This is a genomic window from Micromonospora coxensis, assembly GCF_900090295.1.
Taxonomy (GTDB): domain Bacteria; phylum Actinomycetota; class Actinomycetes; order Mycobacteriales; family Micromonosporaceae; genus Micromonospora; species Micromonospora coxensis.
In genome coordinates, this window is record NZ_LT607753.1 from 4,640,417 (window position 1) to 4,665,530 (window position 25,114).

Here is a 25,114-nt window from a genome sequence, read left to right on the forward strand (position 1 = left end):
GAAGCGTTCCCGGTCGGCGTCGCATCCGGTGAAGAGGGGGCGGGTGCGCCGCCGACCGGGGCCGCTTCAGGCGGCGGTGTCCAACAGCGCCCGGACCCGCTCCGTGTCCGGGTGTTCCACCTCGGCGAGGATGTCCAGCGCCTGCCGCCAGGAAAGCCGGGCGGCGTCGACGTCACCGCCGGCGTATTCGGTCTCACCCAGGTGCCGCAGCGTGAGCCCCTCGTTGAGTCGGTCCCCGAGCTGCCGGTACAGCGTCAGGGCCTGGCGGTAGCAGGCGATCGCCGCACGGAGGTCGAGGTGGCGGTAGGCGTACCCGAGGCTGTCCCAGGCACCGGCCATGCCGACCGGGTCGCCGAGGCGTTCCAGCAGCGCCAGTGAGCGGCGACAGTGGACGATGGCCTGCTCGTGGTCGCCGAGCAGGGCGTGACACCAGCCCACCGAGTTCAGCGTGTTCGCCTCGCCCCGCTCGTGGCCGGCCCGCCGGAACAGCTCCAACGCCCGCTGGTCGTGGCGCAGCGCCGCGCCGACGTCACCCTCCTGCTCGCACAGCCAGCCGAGGCTGCGGCAGGTGAACCCCTCACCGACCAGGTCGCCGAGGCCCGCGAACAGGTCGAGGGCATGCCGGTAGTGTGCCCGCGCCTCGTCGAACTCCCGCAGCCGCACGTACGCGCCGCCCACGATTCGGTGCGCCTCCGCCTCGGCGGCCCGGTCACCGTCCCGCGCGGCGGCGGCCACCCCGGCCAGCCCGGCGCGTACCCAGTCCGACCAGTGACCGCGGCGGGCGAGGAAGTTCGTGACCGCCCAGGCGAGCCGCCACCCGTGCCCGTCCAGGCCGGCACGCGCCGCCTGCTCCAGCCCGGCCAGCAGCACCGCGTGCTCGGCGGTGAACCAGGCCAGCGCGTCGTCCCGGCCGGCGAACACCTGCGGCGTCACGCCCTCGGCGAGGGGCGGCGCTGCCAGTGGGTCGCGGTGCGGCCAGAGCAGGGCGTCGGCGGCGAGCGCCGTGTGCAGGTAGTGGTCCAGCGCCCGCCGTACCGCCGCCGGCCGCTCACCGTCGTCGCGCCCCAACTCGTCGGCGTACGCCCGGAGCAGGTCGTGCAGCGCGTAGCGGCCGGGAGTGTGCTCGACGACCAGGTGCGCCGCCGCGAGGTCGCGCAGCGCCGGGCGTACCTGATCGGCCGGTGTGCCGGCGAGAGCGGCCGCGGCGGCGACGGTGAGGTCCGGGCCGGGGTGCGCGGCCAGCAACCGGAACAACCGGGCCGCCGCCGGGCCGAGACTCCGGTACGACCAGGAGAAGACCGCCCGGACGTCGGCGCTGCCGTCGCCCCCGGCGAACCCGTCCAGTCCCCGCAGTTCGCCGGCCAGCGCATCGAGGGTGAACTCCGGGTGGGTGGCCGCCCGGGCGGCCACGATCGCCAACGCCAGTGGCAGCCGGCCGCAGGACTCGACGATGCGGGCCACCGCCGCCGGCTCGCCGGCCAGCCGCGCGGCTCCCACCCGGCGGGCGATCAGCTCCCGGGATTCGCCTTCGTCGAGCAGGTCGAGCCGCAATGGACGAGCGCCCTCGGCGACCACCAGGCCGGGAAGCTGGCTGCGGCTCACCACCACCGTGGCGCAGCCGGACGCGCCCGGCAGCAGCGGCCGGGCCTGCGCGGTGTCACGGACGTTGTCCAGCACCACCAGCATCCGCCGGTCGGCGAGCAGGCTCCGGTAGAGCCCGACCTGCGCGTCGAGGGTCGCCGGCACCCGCTCCGGCGGCACCCCGAGCGCGTCGAGGAAGCCCCGTACCGCCTCACCCGCCGTCATTGGCACGCCCGTCGGGTCGAACCCGTGCATGGTGACGTAGAGCTGGCCGTGCGGGAAGTCGTCGCGCATCGCGTGCGCCAGCCTGGTGGCGAAGAGGGTCTTGCCGACCCCGGCGGCCCCGCTGACCAGCACCGTCGCCGTACCGTCGGCCAGCAGCCGGCGGGCCGCTCGCAGCTCTGCGGCGCGCCCCACGAACTGCGGTGGGTCCGGCGGCAGCAGGCAGGGCCGGACCGGTTTGGCGGAATCCGCCGCCCGGCGCGGCGACGGCAACCGCCGGTGCAGGATGTCTCGCTGCAACTCCTGCAGCTCCGGCGCGTCGAGACCCCGCTCCCGCAGCAGCACCAGCCCGTCCCGACACACCTCGGCCGCCTCGTCCACCCGCCGCTCGGCGTAGAGGGCCAGAGCGAGCATTCGGCGTACCCCCTCGTCGTAGGGGTCGTCCACAACCGCGCCGGCAAGCTGCGCGACCGCCTCGGCGTGCCGGCCCAGCGCGGACAGCACCCCCGCGTGGTCCCGCCGCGCCGCCCGCCGGGCCGCATCGAGCCGGGCCACCGTCGGCAGCACGAACGACCGGTCCGCCACGTCGGCGAAGGCCGGGCCGCGCCACAACGCCAGCGCGTCCGCCAGCAGGGCCGCACCCCGCTCGGCCAGGTCCGGCTCGCCCGCTGCGACCAGGCGACGGGCGTCGGCGCACCAGCGCTCGAAGCGGTACGCGTCGACAGCGTCCGGGGGCACATCGAGCCGGTACGCGGTCCCCACGGTAATCAGCGCCCGCTCCGCTCCCAGCGCCTGACGCAGGTGGGAGACGTGGCTGCGGAGGGTGGCCCGCGCCCCGGGCGAGCGCTCGTCGCCCCACATCAGGTCGACGATCCGGGTCGCGGGGATCGCCGCGCCCGGCTCGACGAGGAGGATGGCCAGGAGTTCGACCTGCTTCGGGCCGAGGCGTACGGGTCGGTCATCGCGCTCCACCTGCACCGGCCCGAGCACGTTGATCCGCAGCACCCTCACGCTCCCATCCCCGTCCGCCTGGTAACGGTAGTCACCGGGTTCCTCACCGAGTGTGCATCCACTGTGGTGTCTCGGATGCCGGTCGGCAGCCGGGCAGCCGATTCAGGCGGCCAGGGGCTGACCCTTGAACACCTCACGGCGGTGCCAGGCGATGTGCTCACCGGCCGGCAGCGGCGCGACCCTCGGCGCCTGGTGGATGTAGTCCGGGGCGAGGCCGGCGGCTGTCAGTACGTCCGGGGCGATCCCGGGCGGTGACGTCAGCCTTCATGGCAGAGCTCCCTACCGTAGTGGGGCTGACCGTGCTCTCCGGCGTCGTGAAGTAATGCCGACTCAGGGGTCCCGTCGGCAGGACCGGCGCGGGTAGGGTGCGGGGACCGCCAGTGGGGAGGTGGGTCGGATGTGTGCCAGGTCAAGGCATGTGCGGGTGGTTGGGCGAGCTGAACCGCGAATAGGTGGGAACTCTCGGGCCGCTGTCCGCAACTGGACCGTGTGCCGAGTTCCCACGCTCTGCCTGACATCAGGTCGGGGCCTGAGCGCCTGAGGCAATCTCGGCGTTCCGCTCTCGACCCGCACCCTCCCAGCCACCAAAGGTGTTGCATGCTCTCCCGCTCTACGTCCTCCACCGAATCGCCCGCCCTGATCCTCGACCGGGCTACCGCACTGGTCGAATACCTGATGGCCGTGCGTGCCCAGATGGAGAAGCCGGCCCGGACGGTGCCCTCGGCGGACGCGTTCTGGCAGCAGGACCTGCCGACCCACGCAGACTGCGAAGTGGGAGCCTCCACCGACGGTGTGAGTTGGCTGCGGGTCGGCCTGCCCAGCGTGCCCCGACAGATCAGGCCGCCTGCCGAGTTCGCCCCCTACCTCAACGGACCGCTGTCGTATGCGACCGAGCCGCGGCTGGCCGGTGACGAGGCGACGGTCGAACTGCTCCGGGCGCGCTTCGAGCAGTGGCGGGACCGCGACTGGCGGCCGTGGGCCGAGCAGGCACGACTGACCGAGCAGGTGCGGCAGCTGCACCGCAACCTGTTCGACCTGAAGCACCGCGTCGACATGAACGCCGCCACCCACGAACTCGTCTGGGGACACGGCGTCATCCGGACCGAGGTCGCCGGGCACCGGGTGCAGTACCCGCTGGTGGTGACCCCAGTCGCCATCGAGTTCGACGCGGACCGGTCGGTGGTACGGGTGGTGCCGCAGGGTGCCGCTCGCCTGCAGACAGACCCGCTGACCGGCCTCGACGAGCGTTACCTCAGCCAGCTGTTGGCACTGGCCGGCTCGGGCGGCCAGCTCGACCTCGACGTCTGGGACGAGTTCACCCGCCGTGAATTCTTCGAGCGGGCATTGCGCCGGCTGGGACACGACCCGGTCCTCCGGGACGCCGGCGCGACCGCGCCCAGCGGGCCGTACGTCCACGACACCGGCGTGCTGTTCGTCCGGCCACGCCAGCGGATGCTGCGCCGCTTCCTCGAAGAGTTGCGGGCCCGGCTGCTGAAGGGTGACACCGCCAGCATCGGGGCACTGGCCGCCATCCTGGCCCACGAGCCGAGCAAGCTGGAGATGCCGCAGGACCAGCCGGCCCAGTGGAAGCCGCTGGGGGAGCGGCTGCTCATGCCGCTGCCGACCAACGAAGCGCAGGAGTCCATCGCCCGCAGGCTGGCGCAGCACCGCAACGTGGCGGTGCAGGGCCCGCCGGGCACCGGCAAGACCCACACCATCCGGAACTTGATCTGCCACCTGATGGCACACGGCAAGCGGGTGCTCGTCGTCGCCCAGAAGGAGGACCCGCTGCGCGTCCTGCGCGACGGGCTGCCGCAGGAGATCCAGTCCCTCTGCCTGGCGGTGCTCGGTCGCTCCACCGATCAGCTCGTACAGCTGCAGCTCGCCGCGCGGGAACTCTCCGACCGCGGCGCCACCCTCGACAGGCGGGGCGAGCAGCAGCGGGTGGACCGGCTGCGCCGCCAACTCGAAGAGGCCGAACGGGACCTCGGCCAGGCGCTCGGGGCACTGCGCACGATGGCGGAGAACGAGTCCGCACACTACAACATCGACGGCCTCCGGCTGTCGCCGAGCGACGTCGGTACCTGGCTGCGGGACCGGGCTGACCGGTACGGCGACCTCCCCGACGAGATTCCGCCAGACCTTGGCGCCCCGCTGACCGTCGAGGAGTTCACCGAGCTGCTCGACATCGCCCGGCGTACCGGCCGACAGGATCGGGCCCAGGCGCTGCGGCACCTGCCCACGGTGGCCGACCTGCCGGCCGCCTCAGCCATGCTCGCCGCGCGGCGGGAACTCGCCGCCGCCCGTGGCGAGCTGGAACGACTCGCCTCCGCGGGCGTGGTCGTGCCGGAGGTACGGGCGTTCGGCCAGCCCGCCCTCGGCGAACTCGCCGGGCACCTGCGCGAAGCACTCACCGTGCTCACCGCCCGCGAGGGCGCCTGGACGGACCGGCTCGCCGCCCTCCTGCAAGCCGACCCGAACTGGCGGGCCATGTGGGAGGACCACGTCGGCGCCTGCCAGCGGGTGCTCACCGACCTGACCGCGACGGCCCGGATCGTCGCCGGTCATCAGGTGACCGTCCCCGAGGCCCACCTGGCGGAACCGCGCCGGCTGCTGGCTCAGCTCGGGGAGCTGCGTCAGCGGTTCGCCGCCGGCAAGGGCGTCAACCGCCTCTTCCAGGGCACCCTTGCCAAGCTGGCTGCCGACTGCCGCATCGACGGCGAGATCCTGCGCACCACCGACGACGTCGACATCGTGATCGCGTACGTCAACCGGCTCCGGTCGCGGCAGGAGCTGACCACCCGGTGGACCGAGTGGCGGCAACTGCTCAACCTCACGCAGGAGTTCGGTGACCAGCCGGAACTCTGGGCAGGTCGGCTGCTCGCCGACGCGGCGACCGCGCTGGACTGGGACCGCCGCCGCTGGCCCACCCTCCTCGCCACCGTACGCCGGCTGGTGCCCCGGGCGGAGCAGACGGTCGACGTACGACGACTGACAGCCCTCCTCGACCTGGTCGACCGGTGCGCGACGGTTTTCACACACGACCGGCTCGTAGCCGACGAACGGAACCTCGACGCGGTGCTGCAGGCCGGCATGTCCACCACGAACGCCAGTGAGCTGTGGCGACTGCTGGACCAGAGCCGCCAGGACGCAGACCTCGCCAACTGGGACGGCATCCTGGACGAGGTACGACGGCTCGCTGCCCTGCGCCCCGACGCGCAGCGCTTCGCCCAGCTCACCGACCTGCTCCGCCCCGCCGCCCCGGACTGGACCGGCCAGCTCGAGGACGGCACGGCGACGGCCTTGGACGCCACCGGCGCGGACTGCCTGCGCCGGTGGCAGTGGCGTCAGGCGCAGACCTGGTTCGACACCGTCGTCGGCAGCGTCGACCCGGTCGCCCTGGGGCGCCGGATCGACCGGACGCGGGAACGGATCCGACAGCTGACGCAGGAACTCGTCGTCGCCTCCTCCTGGCTGGAGGTGTCGCTGGCGCTCGACGACCGGCGTCGCGCCGCCCTGGCGGACTGGACCACCGCACTCCGCAAGATCGGAAAGGGTACGGGCAAGAACGCCGCGCAGTGGCAGGCCCACGCCCAGAGAGCGATGACCGCCGCCGTCGACGCCGTACCCGTCTGGGTCATGTCGGTGGACCGGGCCATCGAGCAGTTCGCCAGCGGTGCCCACTTCGACGTGGTCATCGTCGACGAGGCGTCCCAGGCGGACATGTTCTCGCTGCCCATCCTCAGCCTCGCCGAGCGGGCCGTGGTCGTCGGCGACGACCAGCAGATCGGCCCGCAGCTCTCCTTCGTCGGCACGGTCACCGCGCTGATCAACTCTCATCTGGTCGACGTGCCGTCCGCCGAGCACTTCGACCCGGAGAGCAGCCTCTACGACCACGCCGTTCGCCGCTCGCCCGAGCGGATCCTGCTCACCGAGCACTTCCGGTCCGTACCGGCGATCATCGGCTTCTCCAGCGACACCTACTACGGCGGGGAGATCGAACCGCTGCGCACCGACCGGCCCGCGGGCATCGGTGACCCGGTGATCGCCGTGCACGTCCCCGACGGCATCCGCCAGGACCTGCCCGCCTACGGCAACGTCAATGTCGCCGAGGCGGAGGCGCTCGTTGCGCGGGTCGCCGCGATCGTCGCCGACCCCGCGTACGAGGGACGGTCCATCGGTGTGGTGAGCCTGCTCAGCACAAGCGGACAAGCCCTCTACCTGCTCGCCCGCCTCCGCGAGGAGATCGGCGAGGAGGAGATGGAAAGACGCCGCCTGCGCGTCGGCGACTCGTACACCTTCCAGGGCGACGAACGGGACATCGTCCTCGTGTCCACGGTCGTCTCACCGCACAACGGTGCCGTCTCCGCGTTCACCAAACGCGACCACCACCGGCGGGTCAACGTCGCCGCCTCCCGCGCCCGCGACCAGCTTTGGGTATTCCACTCCGTCCAGCCTGCCGACCTGCGCGACGACGACGCCCGAGGGCTGCTGCTCACCTACTGCCAGAACGTCAACACCGCAGAGGAGGCGTATGACGACCTGGAGAAGCGCTGCGACAGCGACTTCGAACGCGAGGTGCTGCGCCGCATCCTGCGCCGCGGATACCGGCCCCTGCCCCAGTTCCGCATCGGCAGGTACCGGATCGACTTCGTGCTCCCCGCCCCGGACGGCCGGCGACTCGCCATCGAATGCGACGGCGATGCCTACCACGGGCCGGAGCAATGGGAGAGCGACATGCGCCGGCAGGCGGTGCTGGAGCGGGTCGGCAACTGCGTCTTCGTGCGGATCCGGGGGAGCGTGTTCAGCCGGGACCCGGAGGCGGCGCTGGAACCGCTGTGGCAGCGCATTGACGGGTTGCAGATCACGTTCGCTGAGCCGACTATCGAGCCTCCGCGGGGCCTCCCCTCAGCCCACACCGTCAAATCGACGGTAGTCGTGAATGGCGTTGTGCGTGACGAGGAAGCCCTGCCCTCAGAGCCGTATGCGGCTTCCAATGGCAGATCGACGACTGCTGGGGCCACCGCCCCCGCTATCGATGGCTCAGCCTCGGTGCATGTTGACCGAGAGACCGGTTCGGACGGCTCTGCCGCAGCGGAACCACGGCCGCTCGTCGAGGATCCAACCCTGAAAAACCTGCTGGATGCGGAGGCGACGGTAAGTGGGTCGTCGGCCGAGCAGATTGAGACATCCGGGAATCGCTCCGCCCTTGAGGAAGGCGACAGCGAGGTTGATTCCTCGGCGGCAAATGAGCCATCGGCCCATCAGTCTGAGCCGGTCGCCGGGGTTCGTCCGCTGGACCATCTGCGCCATGAGCTGCCGTCGCGCCGGGAAGAGCATGCCGAGCCACGGGTACCCAGAGCCGCACCGCCCCGACAGGCGGCAGCGGATTCGGAAACCGGACAACCGGATGAGTGGACGGCGCCTCCTGTGGCAACCGGGAAAGGCTCCCTTTCACTTACGTCCCTCGCCGACGGCACCAGGGAACCGGAGCCGCCGGTGCCTGCTGGATACGACAGCCTCGCGTGGCTGCGGCCGTACGAGGCGCAGGCCGCCATAACCAGCTACCAGCAGCGGTGTGACATCCCCATCCGGCACGACGGAAAGGTTCTCGGATGGGCCAGGTTCCACCCAGGCACCTCTGCGGAGGCCCGAGCTCACCGGGCGAACATCAGAGTTGACCGTACTGGTCCCGATGGCGTTGAAGTGGTTTGCTGGGTGCACCAGAACGAGGCGAAGGCGGTCATCCAAGCGGCCAGCAGGAGGCGAAACGTTCCGTGGGAGGTTCCCCAGGGTGGCCGCGGCGGATTGGTCCAATACTTCTCTCCCACCAGCCCTGCCGCAGTCCGACACCGGAGTGTGACCCGTCTGCTCCGTTTGGCGGACCGCGTTGCAACCGCCGCCACGGATCCAGGCGAGGGGAACGCCCAGGACATCGCGAAGCCGAGTGAGGGACTTGACGCTGAGCGGCCGCAGCGGCAAGCAACGACGCAGAAGGCAGACGGGATACCTGGAGCCCGCCGGCACCTGACGGCCACCCCCCCAGGGAGGGGTGAGCAATCGGGACTGGAGCGCGCCTTCCACCAGGCGATGGTCCGCATCCTCGTGCGGGCACGGGATGAGGCCAACTGCAACCCAACTCTCCTATTAAGGATGGTTACCGAAATGGGAGGCCTCGCTGCGGCTCGACGGCTTCTCCACAATCCGGTGGTTTCGGATGGCTTCACCGCGCTGTGGGAGCGGGGCCGTGTCGATCTGACGGTGGAGGCTCTCGCGCTGCAGCCGGAGTTCCACTCCCTCTTTACGGAGGAAGAGCTGACGGTGGCCAGCAGTCGGGTTGACGGAGTCTCTTCGCCCAGCTCTTAAGGATGCAACGAGGCGGCCGTCAGCATGGCGAGACAGAGCTGACGGCCATCCTCAATGAATGTATCCAGAGTTAAGGCCGGCGTGTCGATGCAGCTTTCGCTGCGTAGGTTAGCTAGCTCACCCGTGTCCGCGGAGCAGTCGAGTGGTGCTCCTGTAGCGTTCGGCAGCCTCGCTTCCTGGAGGGAAGTACTGCACCAACCCTGTGGTGACGCCGTCGGGTCCTCGAACGGACATCGACCGCCTCTCCGCCGCGGCTTGGACAACACTGAACGCCTCGTGCTCGCGAATCCAGCACACGATGCGCTCGCCTTGAGATCTGGCTCTGGCCAGCATCACGTTGGCGCGAAACTTGGACGCGTCGCCGGAACTGTCGTCCACATACCGGGCCCAACCGGAAATCTTGTCTCCATCGTGCATGGGAACGTCGGAGTGCAGTTGGTACGCCAGCACAGCGGCCTCCGCCTCATGCGGCCGGACCCACCCCACGCTGCGGTACCCCGCCGGCACTGACACTGAACCGTCGTCGGAGACCTGGTCCTGCGGTTCCGCCGGGTCGACGGTGAGAATCTCGTCGCTGGCGTCGACCTCGTCGTCCTCGCTCCGCCCCGCTTCGGCATGGGACGGATCGGTTGATGACTGATGGATCCACTGATTGCGAGGACGGGTCCACACCTCCTCGAGGAGACTCGCGATGTCATCGTCGCCGCGCTGCCGGTAAACCGACAGGATCTGTCGGGGCTTGGCGTGGGCTGGAAGATCAACCGCCATGGCAAGCGCCATCTGCGCGTCTTCCGGGCTCCCGACTCCCTCTGCGCACCCCGTGAGTGCCGCAGCCCGCTCCAAGGGGTGCGCCTCGGGATCGGCCGGGTCTGGCAGCGAGACGTCGAAACGACCGTACGGGGCGAACTCGAGAAAGACGTTCTGCCCTTCCCGCACCTCAAGGCGATCGAGGAACCGTTTGATCGTTCCGCTCGACGGCTGAAGCCCTGTCCACCGGATGCTCTGCGTGCCGAGGTCCGATTCCAGCTCCGCGACCTCGCCCTGCGCGCATCCCACGAGACTCGCCACTCCAGAGGGCACCGGAAAGCCGGAGCCGCGGAGATGGTCTCGGGTGACGGTGACACGCAACTTCCACCAGTCGTCGTCGTACTTGAAGAGCCGGCGGGTGGCGCTCGGCGCCTTGCGAGGTGCCGCTGGGCATTCCCGACGGCGGACCACGCCTTGGACGATCTCGAAGTCTCCGTTTCCGGCGTAGGCCTGAATGCTGCTCGGTGACACGTCGAACCTGCTGGTGATCGAATCGACGAGCCGTCCGATCTCCACCTCGCCTCCTGCGGCAGCGAGTTCCAGACCGATCTGCTGCCGGATTGACGTGTATTCCTCCAGCTGCCAGCTCGCCAGCCCCCAGGTCGACCGGTCGGTCCTCACGAAACGCTCGTCGTCGGCCAGCTGGTTGGCCAGACTCCGGATACTGTTGTCCCGGCCTATCTGCAGCTGCAGTTCGTCGATGTGAAGCGGCTCGCCAGTCGCCGCCAGAAGACCCGCCGCGTGGTCACCGAGCGAGCGGGTACGGGTCAGGATCTGGTTGTTGTGAAGCGTGTAGCCACACCAGCTGAGCCAGGCGAGCAGCTCGGTCTTCGGCATCGAGGTCGCGGTAGCGACAGTGGCCAGATCCACGAGGCCGTGGTCCGTCGCAAAGTCCTCAAGCAGGGTGCGGGTCTGCTCGCGTGCCGCGGCGACGTCGGGAGCTGCCGCCCACCCGTCCGTCACCTCGAAGTAGTCGTCCAAGCGATCCAGCACAAGCCAGAGTGGAACGTTTACCCCCGGAACGTCTCGGGCGAGGTCGGGGTGCAGGGTGATCAACCGGTCCAAGGCGGCGATCGGTTGGATCTCCGTGCGCAGGCTGGCCAGGAGATTCCCGATGGTTGTGCCGAAGTGGAACCTTCCGGCGAGCAGATCCTTTACCTTGCTCTCGATCTGCCGGACTCGCTCACGGGACACGTCGAAGTCGCCTGCCAGCTCGGCAAGTTTCTTTGGTGGCCTGCCGAGGAAGCGGTCGCACAGAATGCGCACCTGTCGCTCGTCGAGCTCGGACAGGAATGCGGTGAACTCGAGGACCGGATCAGAGCTTCCGGTGGCGGAAACCATGTCCGCCGCCGTGAGTGAGTTGAGCCGGAGAGCCAATTCCTGGATTTCCTCAGGCGCTCCGTCCTCGATCACGACATTCAGCAGAGACTGGTCGCCGCGACGTCGGATGTGACGCCAGTCCGCCAACTGGGTCAGGTCCTCCAGTAACTGAAGCTGAGCGGGGGGCAGGGAAGCCGGCGCCGCCCCGCGTAGCGCCTCCCGTTCGTCTTCCGGGCCATCCCACTCGTCCTGCCCACCGGACCGGACGATCGCTGCCGAGACGAGGGCTGTGACCGCATCCTCAACCGTGTTGTGCCCCGTCCCGCGGACGTCGTAGAGGTCTCCGACTGTCAAGGGCCCGAGGTCGGCGACGGTCCGCACCTGCAGGCGCTGAAATGTTGTCGCGACCCTGGAGCTGGTCGCAAGAGTGGACAGGGGCAGATGGCGGGGGACTGTGGGGAAGCTCTGGCCGAAGGCAGCGGTTGAATGACGGACGACGAACAGCTGAGCGAGATGACGGCACAGATCCTCGTGCTCAACGGTCATCGTGGTGACCGCCGGCGACTCGGTGATCCACCAGTCAGGTGAAGGAGTCAGGTCCACGAGTTCTCGTGCCGTCGCCGGCGTGTACGGAGCCAGCCAAGGCAGCAGCCGGGTCCAAGGCGCGTCGTGGTACGCCTCGGGGGGGAGATCCCCGAATGCTGTGTTCACGGGTGTCCTCTCATTGCCAGTACTCAGCACGTTGATCAGCGGTTGGCGTGGAACCCGAGTCGCTTCGCCTCGTCCATGAGTCGAAGCGCCTGACTGGCCTGTTTGTCGGTGACCGGCCAACCGTTGTTGACGTACCGGCCCACGGTCTCGGCCAACTGGCGCTGCCAAGGCTGCAGGTTGCGAGTTTCCTTAGCCCAACGTGCCACTGCAAACCATTCAGGTGCGGAGATGGCCGTCACCGTGGCGACGTCACCGGTCGTGGTATCGTCCGGCACCGTCGGCGCGCTGTCTTCGAGGGGCTGGTCAGCCAGCTCTGCGATGAGTTCGTCCGGCACCGTCCACGGGACGGCGAGGACGGCCTCCCAGCAGTCCGGACGCTTTGCCCACTCGCCGATATTGGTACCACCCCGGAGAGGGTTGACAATCACGTCACGAACGGGAACGCAGAGCTCTTCCAAAGCATTGGCGAGGGCTGGGCTGAGCCCCTGCTCCCGCCAGATCCGATCCAGGTCGATCCGGCGGTTCGTCGCCTCAGCGAGCCGGGCGATTGAGTACGACGTAATGTTGATCTTGTAGCCGCCGAAGTCTTGGGCAGCGACAATCTTGTCGGTCGCCTTGAACAGGATCGCCTTGGCGATGAGACGCTGGCCGAAACTGATGTTGATCTCCGGAACGTTGTCACCCATCCGCATCATCAGCTCGCGGAAGTTCTTCTCAGCCCCTCGGCTCACCAGGTAAGGAAGCCCAGCCCAGGAATGGATGAACTTCGCTGCGTCCGCCTTGGTGAACTTCTGAGCCAGAGGGTGCAGGCTCTTGAACTTGCGCTGGTTGGCCGGCGTTCGTTCGTGGGCCAGCGCGTCGGTGTACTGGCCCCGCGCGCGCTCGTAGAACCAGCGAGTCTCCTGCCCGCTGCCGTCCGCTGCAGGGGCCCAGAGCGATCGGGTGATCTTCTCGATGCCGACGTGGAAGGGGTGGTTCGAGCTGAAGTCGACGACCGTGACCTTGTTCTGGGTGTTCGAGTACTTCGAGATTTCAGGCACGATCTCCTGCAACCGGTCAGGAGAAACCCGGGTCAGCTTCATCTGAACGTGGACCCGACTGAGGTCCGCCTTGTCTCTCGTGTACGCGTAGTGGATGGACGCCGTCGTCTGGCCACCGTTGACGATCTGCAGGTCGTTGACGCGCCTGATCGCCTGTCCGCCGTCGGGGAGCTGGGTGAACTCCACGGTCGAGGCTGTGGCGGTGATCCCGTTGTTGTAGGCCAGGAACCGGTCAGGGTTGTGCAGCAGGGTGTCGCGGATGCCGCGGTTCACGCCGCCCTTGGTCTGCAGGAACGAGCGAACGTTGAGCTCGAGCAGACGCGTACCGTGCCTGCCGTAGAGGTCGGCGAGTTCCTGCCCCGGGATGATAGCCAGGAAGACCGAGTAGTTGCGGTCGGTCTCAGGGGTGGCCAGGCAGGGCAGCGGCGGATCGAAGTCAACCACGATCGGTTCACTGAGGGTGCCGGAGGACGACAGCCGATGAAGGCGGTTCAGGTCCCAGATCTCGTGAGTGACCTTCAGGCCGTCCAGGTCGCCGGGCGGGATGCTGGACACCGCACTGACAACGTCGGTGAGAAGGAAGAGACGGATGCGGGGGGCATCGGGTAGGGCCTTCGCGACCGCGACACACATGTCGTGGACGTCGGAGGACTCGTCGATGTCCCGCGCAAGACCGTCACGGCATTTGCGGACAAACGTTGCCAGGCGCTTGAACAAGGTCTCGACCTGGGCCCGCGGCAGGCGGTCCTCCTCAGGCCTGAGACTGAAGTGGGTGATGAAGAGATCGAGAGTCCCCAGGGACTCATTGGTGCCGTAGCCGTTGACCTCCAGCCCGTGGGCCTTGTGGTAAGCGGTGAAGGTGTTCTCGATCTCGCCGGCCTGCTCCAGTTCGTCGAGCACGCGACGGGTGAAGGTGTCGGGGGCTGTGGCGTTCTCCGCCTCGGCCGTCGCGAGCACGTCGGCGACGAGTTCCTTAGCGTAAGCCGACAGGCTGTTCTGGCTCATGCCTTCCCCTTCACGATGTTGGCCACCCATTCTGCGGAGACACCGTACTGGTCAAGTCCGGCAGTGCTTATCCGGTAGCGGCAGTCACCCACACCGGGGCGGAGGTCTACCTCCACGATTCGTGGGAAATCGCCGATGACCTGCCAGAAATCCGTCCGGCGGACGGTGTACCGAACGTCCTCGTACATGTGACGGTGCTCGGACAGGTAACCGATCCGAACAAGCAGGTCACTGAAATCAGCTCGAGCCGGGCCCTTTAGCATCACGTCTTTCAGCGAGCCGACAACCTCATTCAGCGACTCACCGGAACCGCCTCGCCGTTCGTCCACGGACAGGTGAGCCAGGATCAAGTGGTCCGTCCCAGTCTCGTCGAGCTGACGTTCGCTGGCGATCACGATACTTCCGGGGTTTCTGCCTACTCCGGTCTTGACTTCGATAGCGCTCCCCGGCAACTGAAAGTCCTGATTCGCTCCGGTAGGACCCCGCCAGGCAGAAATCGCTTCAGCGGGAGACAGGGCCGGAAGAAGGTGGTCACGGAGCACCACAAGTTCCCCGAAGAGACCCCGCCTGGCGTCCATGCCGAGGCCGGTGTCCCGAAGCGACTGAAGGAGGTGGCGCCAGTGTTCGAAGCGCTCAATCGCCGCGGTGAGCGCCTGCACCGGCCCCTCCGTTGCCTGAGCTGCCAGAGCGACATCGGCGATCAGCGGGTTGAACACCTCTCGCCGGTCGTCGGCGGTGAGCACCACCCGTAGCTCGGCATTTCCGTCGGGAGCCGTTGCGAACTGCAGCGCCAGACCTTGAGTGCTGGCGAGGGGGGAGTGTCGCTCCGCCACTTCCTCAGCCGCCGCAGCCGGCACACGGAAGACCAGTACGCGCCGCCCACTCGGCTGTTGAACCGCCAGGAAGATGTCATGCCCCGAGCGTGGGAACAGACGACGAGCGACGATGCCGTACGGGTGGTGCTCCGCTTCAAGCGGTGCCCAGTCCTCTTCGCCAATCCTCACTCGTCGGGGTCCTCGTCGTCGTAGTAGTCGATCTCCTGCTGCCTCCAGATGTCGTTGACCACATACTCGGTCTCGGTCGGATGCTCCGAGAAGGGGAAGCTGATGGCAAAGCCGACAACCGGAAGACGATCGTGGTTTGCTGTCTGCTGCGGATGCTCGATCGGGTAGATGATGAGTAGTGGCTCCTGCGCCGGGCGGAATTTCCGGAGTGACTGCCCGGTTGGGACGTCAGGCTCCTTGTACTCCCTGTTCTTGCGCTCGGCCCACGCCCGACGTGCTGCCCTCGTGGCCTGCAAAGCCAGCTCTCTCACCTCGTCTGCGAGATCGCTGCTCTCATCGGCAGGGTTGAGTACCCGCTTGATGATGAAGCGGTCGCCTTCGATCGGGCGCTCCTTGCCCTCAACCGTCGGCGGTCGCCGCTTCACCAACCCGATCTTGTGATTGCCGATCTCCACCTGCCGACCTGGAGCACCCACCAGGCGCACCGTCCACCGGGACAGTTCCCCGAAGACGGCGCAACGGCGGATGTACTCCGCGATGAAGGCGGGTCGCACGCGGTATGAGCCGCGGTCTGAGACATAACGGTCGAGAAAGCCGTCGATGATCTCTGCGGGGGTGATGTTCCGCCACACAAGGCTCTTGCCGTCGGTGTGTGGTGCGGTTGGGTCTCCCAACAGCCTGACGAAGCGCTCCAAGTTGTCGAAGTTGCGTCGCAGTACCTCTGGCCGGAGGTTGAAGATCGTAGTTTCCGGAAGCTCACCGGAGTAGCTCAGCCGTACCTTGACGCCACGGCGCATCTTGTTGGCGGCCGTGACCGCGAGTCCGGCGGAGGATGCGCGAACCCTGAGACCGAAGTTCTTTGGCGTCTCGCCGAGTGCCGCCATTTCCTCGAAATCCCGTCGCAGCTCGTTGTCCGCTGCGGTGATTTCGGCATAAGCCTTGCGAAGATCAGGCGTCGTGTACAACCGGCAGAGGTCCTCGTAACCAGGTCGGTAGCCGAACCAGCGCCCCATCTGCAGCAGAGTGTCGTAGGTGTTCGACGCGCGCAGGTAGTAGCTGACGCTCAGCCCCTCCAAGGTCAGGCCGCGGGACAGCTTGTTGCCGCCCACAGCGACGACTGAGACCCCGGTCCGCCTGTGCTCGTAGTACTCGAGGGCGTCTCGCGAGCTGCCGTTGATCGCGCGTACTTCGATCTTGAGTAGGGCAGGGCGCAGCTCCTCTCGGACATCCTGCCAGGAGGGTGGGTCGGCTTCCTCGGACGGGAATTTCGCACTGGTCGGTGCGAAGTCGCGGTCCCACAGCTCACGGAGCTGGGTGAGAACTTCGCCGGCTTCGCGACCCATGCTGTCTCGGAGCCGGTCCCGCATCAGGCCGAGGTACTCCTCGATCTGGTCGCGTATCAGGTTCTGCACGTTCATGAACCTGGTGACGTGGACAAGCATGGAGTTGTGCTGGCGGCCCTGCCCCCGTGCTCGCCGCGTCGCGCAGGTCAATACGAAGGCGTCCAGTGCCTCGCGCAGGGACTTGGGAAGGTCCTCTGGCGGCGCCCAATCCTTCTTGTGGCGCCGCGGCATCCAGTCTTCGTGATCTTTGATGGCACGGAAGATCGGTAAGGCCCCCACGTCATCCTCGTCCGGGTCCTCGGCGCGTAGGCCGAACACGCGCTCTGGCCCGAGGTAGTTGGATGGCGCAGGCAGACTCTCGATGAAGCTGTCGGGGAACAGATCGAGCCCGAACGTCTCGTGGTCGGCGTCAGGCCTGATGTAGATGTTGGCAAATGGAGTGGCGGTGTAGCCGACGTAGGCGGCCTTATCGAAGCTGTTCAGCAGGTGCCGGATGGACGCGTTGATCCGTGTTGGATCGGCGTCGTCATCCTTCGTCGTGTCGATCGAGGCGTTGTCAGCCTCATCGTCGATCACCAGCAGGGGGATGTCCCGCACGATCTTGGTCACGCCGTCAGCGGTTGGTTCACCCTCAACCTCGACCACCCATTTCCGTACGTATTCGAGGATGCTCTGGTGCTTTTTGATCACCAAGACGACGGGATAATCGCCGATTGGAAGGTTCAGGTTGCTCGCCACGTGCCGCCGGAAGTCGCCTCCCTCGGCACTGTTGGTCAATGAGGCGATTCTGAGGCGCTTCACTCCGGGCATCACGCCAACGCCGATGCGTGCGGTGCTCTTGTTCTCGTCGTAGCGTTGCTGGTACTGGGTGTCGAAGCCGAGGAGGCCTTCGTCGACCCGAAGTTGGGTCTGACTGCGCAGGCTGTTGTGGATCCCGGCAAGGATCACGATGAGCTTGTAGCCGGCGTCGGCCGCCTTGCAGGCCAAGCCGATGTAGTTGCCTGTCTTGCCCGACTGGACCTGACCGACTACCAGTCCGTTACGACGCCAGGAGCCCGGGCGCTGCGGGTCCTCAAGCTGTCGCAGGATTCTGTCTGTGCTCTGGTTCAGCCGTCGTACGACCCGTGGCGGCATCAGCCGGACGTCCTCAAGGTACCGGCGGTACCGGTCCCAGAAGTCCCAGCTGCGGTCCAGCTGCGCCTCGGCCAGCCATTCGATGTGGTTCCGGTCGTCCTTCAATCCCACCGAGTCGTCCTGCCAGACCGCCACCCGAGCCTGGATCTCCTTGAGCAGCAGCTCCCGGTCCAGTGCCTGGCCTCGGGCCTGCTGCATGGCGCAGACCATGTTCACGGCGTCGTTCAGCTCGGTCGGATTCGCCTGTCGATCCTGCGGCAGGAATGCGAGCACGAGCCGGATGGCCTGCTGCATCGCGTCATCTTCATCGTGTGTCAGCGCCGTCATCCGGCCCTCCCCGTTGGTCTGATGCGGTGGTTGGCGGTGGAGCCGTCAACGCTGCTGCCAGAAGCCGTCGAACTGGTCGAAGGGCGGCATCAGTGCGAGCCGTTCCTTGGCTTCCCTGGGAGTCCGTCCCTGAGCGACGAAAGCGGCATAGATGCGGTTCGCCACATCCCCTACCTCTTTGGGAGCCGCCCCGAGGAACGGCTCGGGATCGTCGGTGACGTCGCCGTCGTGCATGATCCGCAGCGCCGCGACCGGCACGGTCTCCTCCAGCAGCCTGATGAGGGCTTTCGCGTCAACTGCAGCATCAGGGCCGCCCTGCAGCACCTCCCGCACGAGCGGGTGGTCCCGGTTGATGCGGCAGCGGATGGTGCCGTCGCGCTTGTCGACGCGCCAGGCGTAGACGAACTCGGCGCCGTGCTCGCGTGCGGCGATCCGCCCACGGTGACTCAGCACCTCCGCGGCTCGGCTCCGGGTCGCAGTACCGATGCGTTGCAGGTGGCGACGCGCACCCACCGGCGGTACCGCCGTTGACTTCCGGACGTCGATTGCCCAGTCGGCGTCCGCCTCGGCCGGCACGTCGACGATGATGCGCGCAAGGTTGTACCGCTCGTCCCGTCGGAAGCCGCGGATGCCGAGCCAGTCGCCGGCCAGGATGAGCCGGTCCCGCCGATACACGTAGAAGCCCTGCTGGTCCAGCCAGCCTCCCGGGCCGGCTGCCTGTTGCTGCTGCTCGGGGCTGAGCTTCTTGGGGTGAGGCAGGATGAACGGCTCGATGCGGACTGTATGGTTGCCGACAGGCAGCTCTTCCCCCGGTAGTCGCTGGACCGACGGGTGTCCGCTTAGGAAGGGGTCCCAGGCCTTGACCGGTGTGCCGTTGACGGTCATCGCGAGCCGGTTCCTGCCCACGAGGAACCTCCCGAACACCATGCCAAGGTGCTCCTCGGCCCGGGTCGCCTCCGCGTAGAACTGTTTTTGCGCCCGTGCGTCTTCAGTGGTCAGGCCGTCCACGGCGAATCGGTGCAGATCTCGCCAGATGACCGTCGTTCCAGCTCCGCCTTCGGGCCGGAGTTGCTTGAGAAGCGTCGCGGTCTCCTCATCGGTCCCGTGCAACAGCCGCCACTCGCTCGTGTCTGCGACGACGGAGAGGTCCCAGGTCCGGACTGCTTCTTCCGGGCTGGCTGCGGTGCTCGTGCCCACAGTGAGGCGGGCCGCCTGCGAGAACGAAGCGCTCTTCAACCCCATGCCGAAGCGCCCAAGATCCTCGGCGGCGCGAGCCTGGTAGGAGCCCCTCGCCGCCACGGTCATTGCAGTGACGAGTTCGTCAGTTGTCATCCCTCTGCCGTCGTCCACCACCGCCACCCATGAGGCGGCGCCGGCCCACGTGAAGTAGACGTCGATCCGACGGGCGCCGGCGGAGACACTGTTGTCCACGAGATCCGCCACAGCAGCCTCGACGCTGTAGCCGAACGACCGTAGTGACGTGATGGTGCCCGCCGGGTCGGGGTTCGCGATGTCGTAGCTCAAGGCATCGGCTCCAGTCGGTGCAGGAACCTCTTCGGTGCCGCACGGTCGCGTTCGTTGCTTCCCTACTCGGCGGGCGTATCGAAGTCTCGGCGGAACCCGAGCCCCGGAGCGGGCTTGATGAGTATAGGTACGTGACGGTGCTTACAGTCAGCCCTCCAAGATCGCTCTTCGCGGGATTTGAGCAGATTGTTCGATTTTGGGAGCGAACTTCAAGCCGTACGGGCAGTAGTTGCCTCAGGACAACGGTGACCTCGGATCCATACCAGTAGCTGCATGGCGGTGTGTCGCCGCCAGCGGTCGATGACACGGGTGGCGTGCCGGTAACCTGCCTTGTCGTGACCACTGAAGACCACCCCCCCGCCCCAGCCCGACGCCGTGGGTACGGAGTCAAGTTGGTCCGTGGTCCTTTCGTCCGGCTCGCACCGCACCCCAAGGCCTGCTCGGAACCCGAGGAGCTCATCTCCCTCGCGTCTGAGCTACGAGCCGAGGGTGTGCGTCTTGCCGCTGACCTGTTCAGCGGCGCCGGCGGTTTGAGTCTTGGTCTTGACGCCGCAGGCTACAAGGTCGTACTCGCGGTCGACCATGACGACGAGGCCGTCGAGACTCACCGCCACCATCACCCGGGACTGAGCGTCAACTGGGACTTGGGCGACCCGGACCGGGTTCGGCAGGTTGGCGAACTCCTGAAGGCCGCCGGAGTTGAGCTGCTGGCGGGCGGCCCGCCTTGCCAGCCGTTCTCGAAGGCGGGGCGCTCGAAGATTCGACACCGGGTCCGGCATGGCCTCCGTGATCCGTATGACGAGCGCCGGGACTTGTGGCGGTCATTCCTGGAGATCGCACGGACCGCGCGTCCACAGGCCGTTGTCATGGAGAACGTGCCAGACATGGCGCTCGACAAGGAGATGTTCATCCTCCGAACGATGGTCCACGAGCTTGAATCGATCGGCTATTCGGTCGAAGAGCGGTCGGTAGAGACGTTCCGCTACGGAGTGCCGCAGTTCCGCCAACGACTCATACTTGTTGCGCTGCGGGACGGCGTCCAGTTCATCTGGCCGCGGGAACAGCCCGAGCGGGTCACGGTCTGGAACGCGATCGGCGATCTTCCCCCTGTCGAGGGGGGCTGGCGACCGGAGGGTGGTGCGGAGGGCTGGAGCGACTACGAGGGGCCGGTCAGCGAATTCCAGCGCCGAATGCGCCAGGCCGTGTCCGCCTCCGACAAGCACAAGGTCTTCGACCACATCACGAGGCCGGTCCGGGAGGACGACGCGCGCGCCTTCGAGGCCATGGATCACAGCACGCGGTACAGCGACCTACCGGACGAGATGAAGCGGTACCGGGACGACATCTTCGACGACAAGTACAAGCGGCTCGACGAGAACAACCTTTCCCGGACCATCACCGCGCACATCGCCAAGGACGGTTACTGGTACATCCATCCTCGTCAGAACCGGACCCTGACGGTTCGGGAGGCGGCCCGCCTCCAGACCTTCCCGGACTGGTTCCGCTTCGCCGGTCCGCCGTCGGCCGCATTCCGTCAGATCGGTAATGCCGTGCCGCCGTTGCTCGGCGAGCATCTCGCCGGCGCCGTGCAGGCATCACTCGACAACCCGCATCCGGTATCGGCTACGACCCAGGATGTCGCGGCGATTCTCGCCAGCTGGTTCGACAGTGCCGTCGTCCGGGGGCTTCCCTGGCTGCGGGCCGAGACACGATGGCAGGTTATACAGGCAGAAATGCTGCTGGACCGTGCCCCGGCGGAGGTCGTGCGTTTCATCTGGCCGCTACTTGCGCGCTGGCGGCAGCCTCAGGACACGGTCCTGTCGGAGAGCGAGCTTGTCGAGATCAGCAAGTGGGCGTCGCGGCCCCAGCGCGCCGGGACGATTCTCGAACTGGCGGGACGGCTCGCGGACAACCCTGAACTGCTCAATGATGACGATCAGCTACGCCAGGTGGCTGGGCTGACGGAGTCGGTGGCTGACTTGGCGGTCCTGGTCGTGCCCGCTTATGGGGACGAGGACTCCGAGGAACCCGTCCTGGTGACCAAGGGCGTGTTGCGAGTGGCGGCACGTTTCAGTGGGGATCCCGTGAATCGCCGCAACCGGCTCACTGACGGGCGGCTCGAGATAGCGCGGATGATTGGCGCGGACAGCGACGCCCGCCGTGCTCACCTCGGACTGGTCGAGCTGGCGAACACCCTGTGCCGGCCGGTGGAGCCCGAGTGCAACGCGTGCCCACTGCAGAAGCTGTGCCTTGAGTCTCGTGCTGACCCATTGCGGCTCTTCTGAGTAGGGTTTCACCGACTCAGCTGTCCAGGCCCAGCGACCTTGCGACCTCGGGCGCTTCTTTGCGCAGGGAAGCGGCGATCCGCTGCCAAGCAGCCCACTCGCCTGCCTGCATCGCTGCGGCTCGAAGGGCTAGCCCGGCGGTGGTCGCTGCCTGCGCGGCGACACGAACGTCGGGAGTGGCATTGAGGTCCGTGGGGACCGACTTCTGCTTGGGCCGTGCGCTCCGACGGTAGGCGTCGTTGGCGTAGATGCAGAGTTCATTGACCGGAGCCTCGAGCATCTGACGTAGCTGCGCGGGTAGCGAAACCCTCATCTTGGCCACGTTGATGTTGAAGGCAGAGTCGAGGTCGGTGCTGAAGTCGAGAGCGGCACGCGCCATCTTCGTATGCTCGTCAATGCCCCGGATGCCACTCCAGCCGCCCCACTGCACCAGTCGGTCTGCACGGTAAACGTAGATGCCCTGCTGCCGGTTCCAGTTCAGCGGGCCGGAGAGCCGCTCGAACTCGCCAGGAGTGGAGAATCGGTCGCGCGAGGGAAGGACGAAGCGTCGAAGATCCACGTGACCTGTAACGTCACCGATCGTGACCTCAAAGCGCTGGGACGGCAGCTCAGACACGCCAGGCTCTTCGGGTGCAAATGGGTTCCAGGCCCTGACCTTCTGACCGTTGACCGTGATGACCAGTGGGGCTTTGCCGTCGATGCCCTCAAGGAAGCGGTGGAACACGACTCCCAAGTGCTCAGCAGTCTTCGCGGCCAGGTTCTCGAACCGGCGCCGAGCCCAACCGCCCTCAGGCTGCTTCTCGGGCAGTACCCGGTCAAGGTGACGCCAGAGGACCACTGTCCCGGTACCCTCGGCCAGCCACTGCTTGGCTCTGGCGACGTCTGGATCATTTCCCGGGTCTACCACGACCCATTGGTCCAATTCCTCCACCACGTCAAGGTCGAGGACCCGGGCCGACGTCCGCACCACCTCGGGATTGCTCCGGGAAACCACCGCCACCGATCGGCACTGGGACAGTGAGGCGGTCTTGAGACCCAACCCGTAGCGGCCCAGCTCACCCAGCCTGTAGGTGCGACGCGTGCCGAGTCGCAGGCCCTCCAGCAAAGCGCCCGGCGACATGCCGCAGCCATCATCTGCTATGTAGACCCGCGACCTTGATCCCGCAAACTCGATCATCACCTCCACCCGCGTCGCTCCGGCAGCCACGCTGTTGTCGACGATGTCCGCCACAGCCGTAGGGAAGTCGTAGCCGATGTCACGAAGCGAGCTGGTCAGGCGGGCAGCCGACGGCGCAACATCGAACCAGGCCTTGCCGGGCACGGCTACCTCCATGAAGTCATGCGAGCGAGGACCAGGATGTCACAGACCACGTCACGACCTTCCACCGGATGCCTGCTCGCTGAGCAGGTGCCGCCACAGCCGCGCGATCTCGTCCGTGGCTCTCACTGGATCCTCATGCTCCCAGAAGTGCCGAACGTGCCAGCCCAGGGCCGACAGCGCCGCGTCCTTCTCCCGGTCCCGCTCAACGTTGCGGAGGAGCTTCGCCTCCCACCAGTCGCGGTTGTTCCTGGGCAGCACACCATGTACCGGACATCGATGCCAGAAGCAGCCGTCAACGAAGACGGCAAGCCGGGCTCTGGTGAAGACGATGTCTGGCTTTCCGGGCAATCCTGGGTGATTTACTCGAAAGCGAAGACCGCGGCGGTGTAGCTCCCTACGGATGAGCAGCTCAGGCTTAGTGGAGGCCCGACGCATGCGCTTCATCTGAGCCGAGACTGCTTGGCTGAGTGGAGCAGGGCGACGGCCGGTAGCGACACGGGGAGAGCGGCTCATCGCCACGGCCTCGCCTCCCTTATCGTTCTGAGCTGTCCGTCCACGTTGCTGATCTCCCCGCCCGGTTCGAGCTTCCGCAGCTTCCTCCGCCGCCCGGCAAGTATTCCGGCTGGGCAGGACGCGAGGGTATCGGCCAGATGACAAGGAAGGTCAGGGCCCCTCGCTCGGTCTTGGTGAGGTGCCCCTTCCAATCCCCCCGGCTCCGGCGCACCAAACTGCGGGTCAGTCGATCACGGCTTAGTCGCTGCGGTCGGCTGCTGTCGACAAGAGTCTCTAAGCTCTCGGCCATGTCGCTCCCGCAGAAGCCCCTTGCTGGCTTCAGCCCGTCCACGTACGAGAGCAAGCTCCGGCAGCTGCTCCAAGACGTCATGAACCTGGCCAGCGGATATTCGCACAAGGGTTCGCCTGCGATGCGTTCCCGCGACGCGGCCCTTCATGATATTGCTGAGGTTCTCAGGGACCTAGTCGGCTCGGCTGCAGCGTCTCTTGGCCTCGATCACCTGAGTTTGGATGTACAGCACGGGGGACGGAGGGGGAGTTATGGCCCTGTTCCCTGGGTGAGGATGTTCTCCAAGCTCTATGCGCCGAGCGCGCAGGAGGGGTATTACCTGGCATATCTCTTTGCGGCTGACGGATCCCGAGTGTACCTGTCCCTGATGCAGGGCACGAGTGAACTCCGTGCAGGAAAGCGTCGACCAGTGCAGAATCGCAGGTTGATCCATTCTCGATCGGCAGAGGCGCGGAGCCTTTTGCGGGGCGTCGCAGGGGCCTCCTTCGACGCTATGGACGCGAGCATCGTTGACCTTGGACTGGGTGGGATTCCGCCCGTAGGCTCAGAAAGCCGTGACCGAATCCGCAATTATGAGGCGGGAACCATTGCCGCTCGCTGCTATGACCGTCTACAAATGCCGACAGGCGACGTTCTTCTCCGACACGTCATCGAGATGCTGACTCTTCTCGCGTACCTTTACCGTGAGCCAGTCATGCAAGGTGTGGTCGGGTCGGTGGGTCCCGCCGAGGCTGAGTTGAAAGCGGTGATTGAAGAGTCTGGTCGTAGCGTTGCCGAACTACGGCAAGGTCGCCTGATGGATCCCATTGTCCGGAAGCTGGTCGAGGTGCATGCTGAGGGGATGGCCAAGGCGGAACTTGTCGCTGACGGTTGGCATGTTCAGGAGGTAGGTCAGTACAAGCGTGGCTACGATCTCGACTGCTGGCGCGATAACGGGCGCGAGTTGCATGTGGAGGTGAAGGGCACCCGATCGTGTGGACGGGAAATAGTACTAACGCCCAATGAGGTCTTTCACAGTCAATCTGCGACGGGCTGTTTTGCCGAACATGCCCTGTATGTCGCGTCGGATATTCGAATTGTTCATGACGTCGGCGTCAGGGCCGTCGGGGGCAGAGGGCGCTGGTTCTGGCCTTGGAGGATCAGCCAAGACGATCTGATCCCCACCGAATACGCTTACCGCCTTCCGGTGAAAACTGGTGATCATGCCCCTTTGTCATCCCCGTCGCCCTCCAGTGATCTGCGGCGCGAGGATGGACGGACTGGGGGTCTTGACTCGCGGTTCTTGGACTAACGACCGTAGCTGCCGTGTAA

At 66.9% G+C, this 25,114-nt stretch carries 11 protein-coding genes; 3 read left to right on the forward strand and 8 right to left on the reverse strand.

Annotated features, from left to right (window positions below; translation table 11 throughout):
• Positions 1-66: 66 nt before the first annotated feature.
• Positions 67-2,814 (reverse strand): AfsR/SARP family transcriptional regulator, encoded by a 2,748-nt coding sequence (locus GA0070614_RS21270; RefSeq protein WP_088977616.1) that lies wholly within the window; start codon positions 2,812-2,814, stop codon positions 67-69.
• Positions 2,815-3,411: 597 nt separating this feature from the next.
• On the opposite strand from GA0070614_RS21270, the gene GA0070614_RS21275 reads away from it, so the two are divergent.
• On the forward strand, positions 3,412-9,180 hold the full coding sequence (locus GA0070614_RS21275; protein ID WP_088977617.1) for an AAA domain-containing protein: 5,769 nt from the start codon (positions 3,412-3,414) through the stop codon (positions 9,178-9,180).
• Positions 9,181-9,297: 117 nt separating this feature from the next.
• On the opposite strand, the gene GA0070614_RS21280 is transcribed toward GA0070614_RS21275, so the two are convergent.
• The 5 genes from GA0070614_RS21280 to GA0070614_RS21300 are packed head-to-tail and all read right to left on the reverse strand — an operon-like array spanning position 9,298 to position 19,395.
• Positions 9,298-12,018 (reverse strand): sigma factor-like helix-turn-helix DNA-binding protein, encoded by a 2,721-nt coding sequence (locus GA0070614_RS21280; RefSeq protein ID WP_157745057.1) that lies wholly within the window; start codon positions 12,016-12,018, stop codon positions 9,298-9,300.
• A 35-nt stretch (positions 12,019-12,053) separates the two neighbouring features.
• Positions 12,054-14,063 carry an AIPR family protein gene (locus GA0070614_RS21285; RefSeq protein ID WP_088977619.1) on the reverse strand — a complete coding sequence of 670 codons (2,010 nt, stop codon included), beginning with the start codon at positions 14,061-14,063 and terminating at the stop codon, positions 12,054-12,056.
• A complete protein-coding gene (locus GA0070614_RS21290) occupies positions 14,060-15,067 on the reverse strand; it encodes a PD-(D/E)XK motif protein (protein WP_157745058.1) in 1,008 nt (335 codons plus the stop codon). The genes GA0070614_RS21285 and GA0070614_RS21290 overlap by 4 nt, the downstream gene beginning before the upstream one ends.
• Positions 15,064-17,871 (reverse strand): Z1 domain-containing protein, encoded by a 2,808-nt coding sequence (locus tag GA0070614_RS21295; protein ID WP_172892474.1) that lies wholly within the window; start codon positions 17,869-17,871, stop codon positions 15,064-15,066. Before GA0070614_RS21295 ends, GA0070614_RS21290 begins: the two co-directional genes overlap by 4 nt.
• A 45-nt stretch (positions 17,872-17,916) precedes the next feature.
• Positions 17,917-19,395 carry an ATP-binding protein gene (locus tag GA0070614_RS21300; RefSeq protein ID WP_088977621.1) on the reverse strand — a complete coding sequence of 493 codons (1,479 nt, stop codon included), beginning with the start codon at positions 19,393-19,395 and terminating at the stop codon, positions 17,917-17,919.
• A gap of 491 nt (positions 19,396-19,886) precedes the next feature.
• Between GA0070614_RS21300 and dcm the strand changes: the two genes are divergently transcribed.
• Positions 19,887-21,680: a DNA cytosine methyltransferase gene (dcm, locus tag GA0070614_RS21305; RefSeq protein WP_231933345.1), complete on the forward strand. Its 1,794-nt coding sequence runs from the start codon at positions 19,887-19,889 to the stop codon at positions 21,678-21,680.
• Positions 21,681-21,696: 16 nt separating this feature from the next.
• Here the strand turns inward: dcm and GA0070614_RS21310 are convergent, their stop codons facing one another.
• Both GA0070614_RS21310 and GA0070614_RS21315 read right to left on the reverse strand, forming a co-directional pair.
• Positions 21,697-23,013: an ATP-binding protein gene (locus GA0070614_RS21310; protein WP_088977623.1), complete on the reverse strand. Its 1,317-nt coding sequence runs from the start codon at positions 23,011-23,013 to the stop codon at positions 21,697-21,699.
• 39 nt (positions 23,014-23,052) lie between these two features.
• Positions 23,053-23,514: a very short patch repair endonuclease gene (locus GA0070614_RS21315; protein WP_331715115.1), complete on the reverse strand. Its 462-nt coding sequence runs from the start codon at positions 23,512-23,514 to the stop codon at positions 23,053-23,055.
• Between the two features lie 410 nt (positions 23,515-23,924).
• On the opposite strand from GA0070614_RS21315, the gene GA0070614_RS21320 reads away from it, so the two are divergent.
• Complete coding sequence (locus GA0070614_RS21320) at positions 23,925-25,094, forward strand: MrcB family domain-containing protein (protein WP_231933732.1); 1,170 nt, start codon at positions 23,925-23,927, stop codon at positions 25,092-25,094.
• Positions 25,095-25,114 lie beyond the last annotated feature (20 nt).

What these genes read in the sequence shown, in the direction of transcription:
- GA0070614_RS21285 (WP_088977619.1), bottom strand. Translation starts at nt 14,063, where the DNA reads ATGAGCCAGAACAGCCTGTCGGCTTACGCTAAGGAACTCGTCGCCGAC.
- GA0070614_RS21310 (WP_088977623.1), bottom strand. Translation starts at nt 23,013, where the DNA reads ATGGAGGTAGCCGTGCCCGGCAAGGCCTGGTTCGATGTTGCGCCGTCG.
- GA0070614_RS21315 (WP_331715115.1), bottom strand. Translation starts at nt 23,514, where the DNA reads ATGAGCCGCTCTCCCCGTGTCGCTACCGGCCGTCGCCCTGCTCCACTC.
- GA0070614_RS21275 (WP_088977617.1), top strand. Translation starts at nt 3,412, where the DNA reads ATGCTCTCCCGCTCTACGTCCTCCACCGAATCGCCCGCCCTGATCCTC.
- GA0070614_RS21295 (WP_172892474.1), bottom strand. Translation starts at nt 17,871, where the DNA reads ATGACGGCGCTGACACACGATGAAGATGACGCGATGCAGCAGGCCATC.
- GA0070614_RS21320 (WP_231933732.1), top strand. Translation starts at nt 23,925, where the DNA reads ATGCGTTCCCGCGACGCGGCCCTTCATGATATTGCTGAGGTTCTCAGG.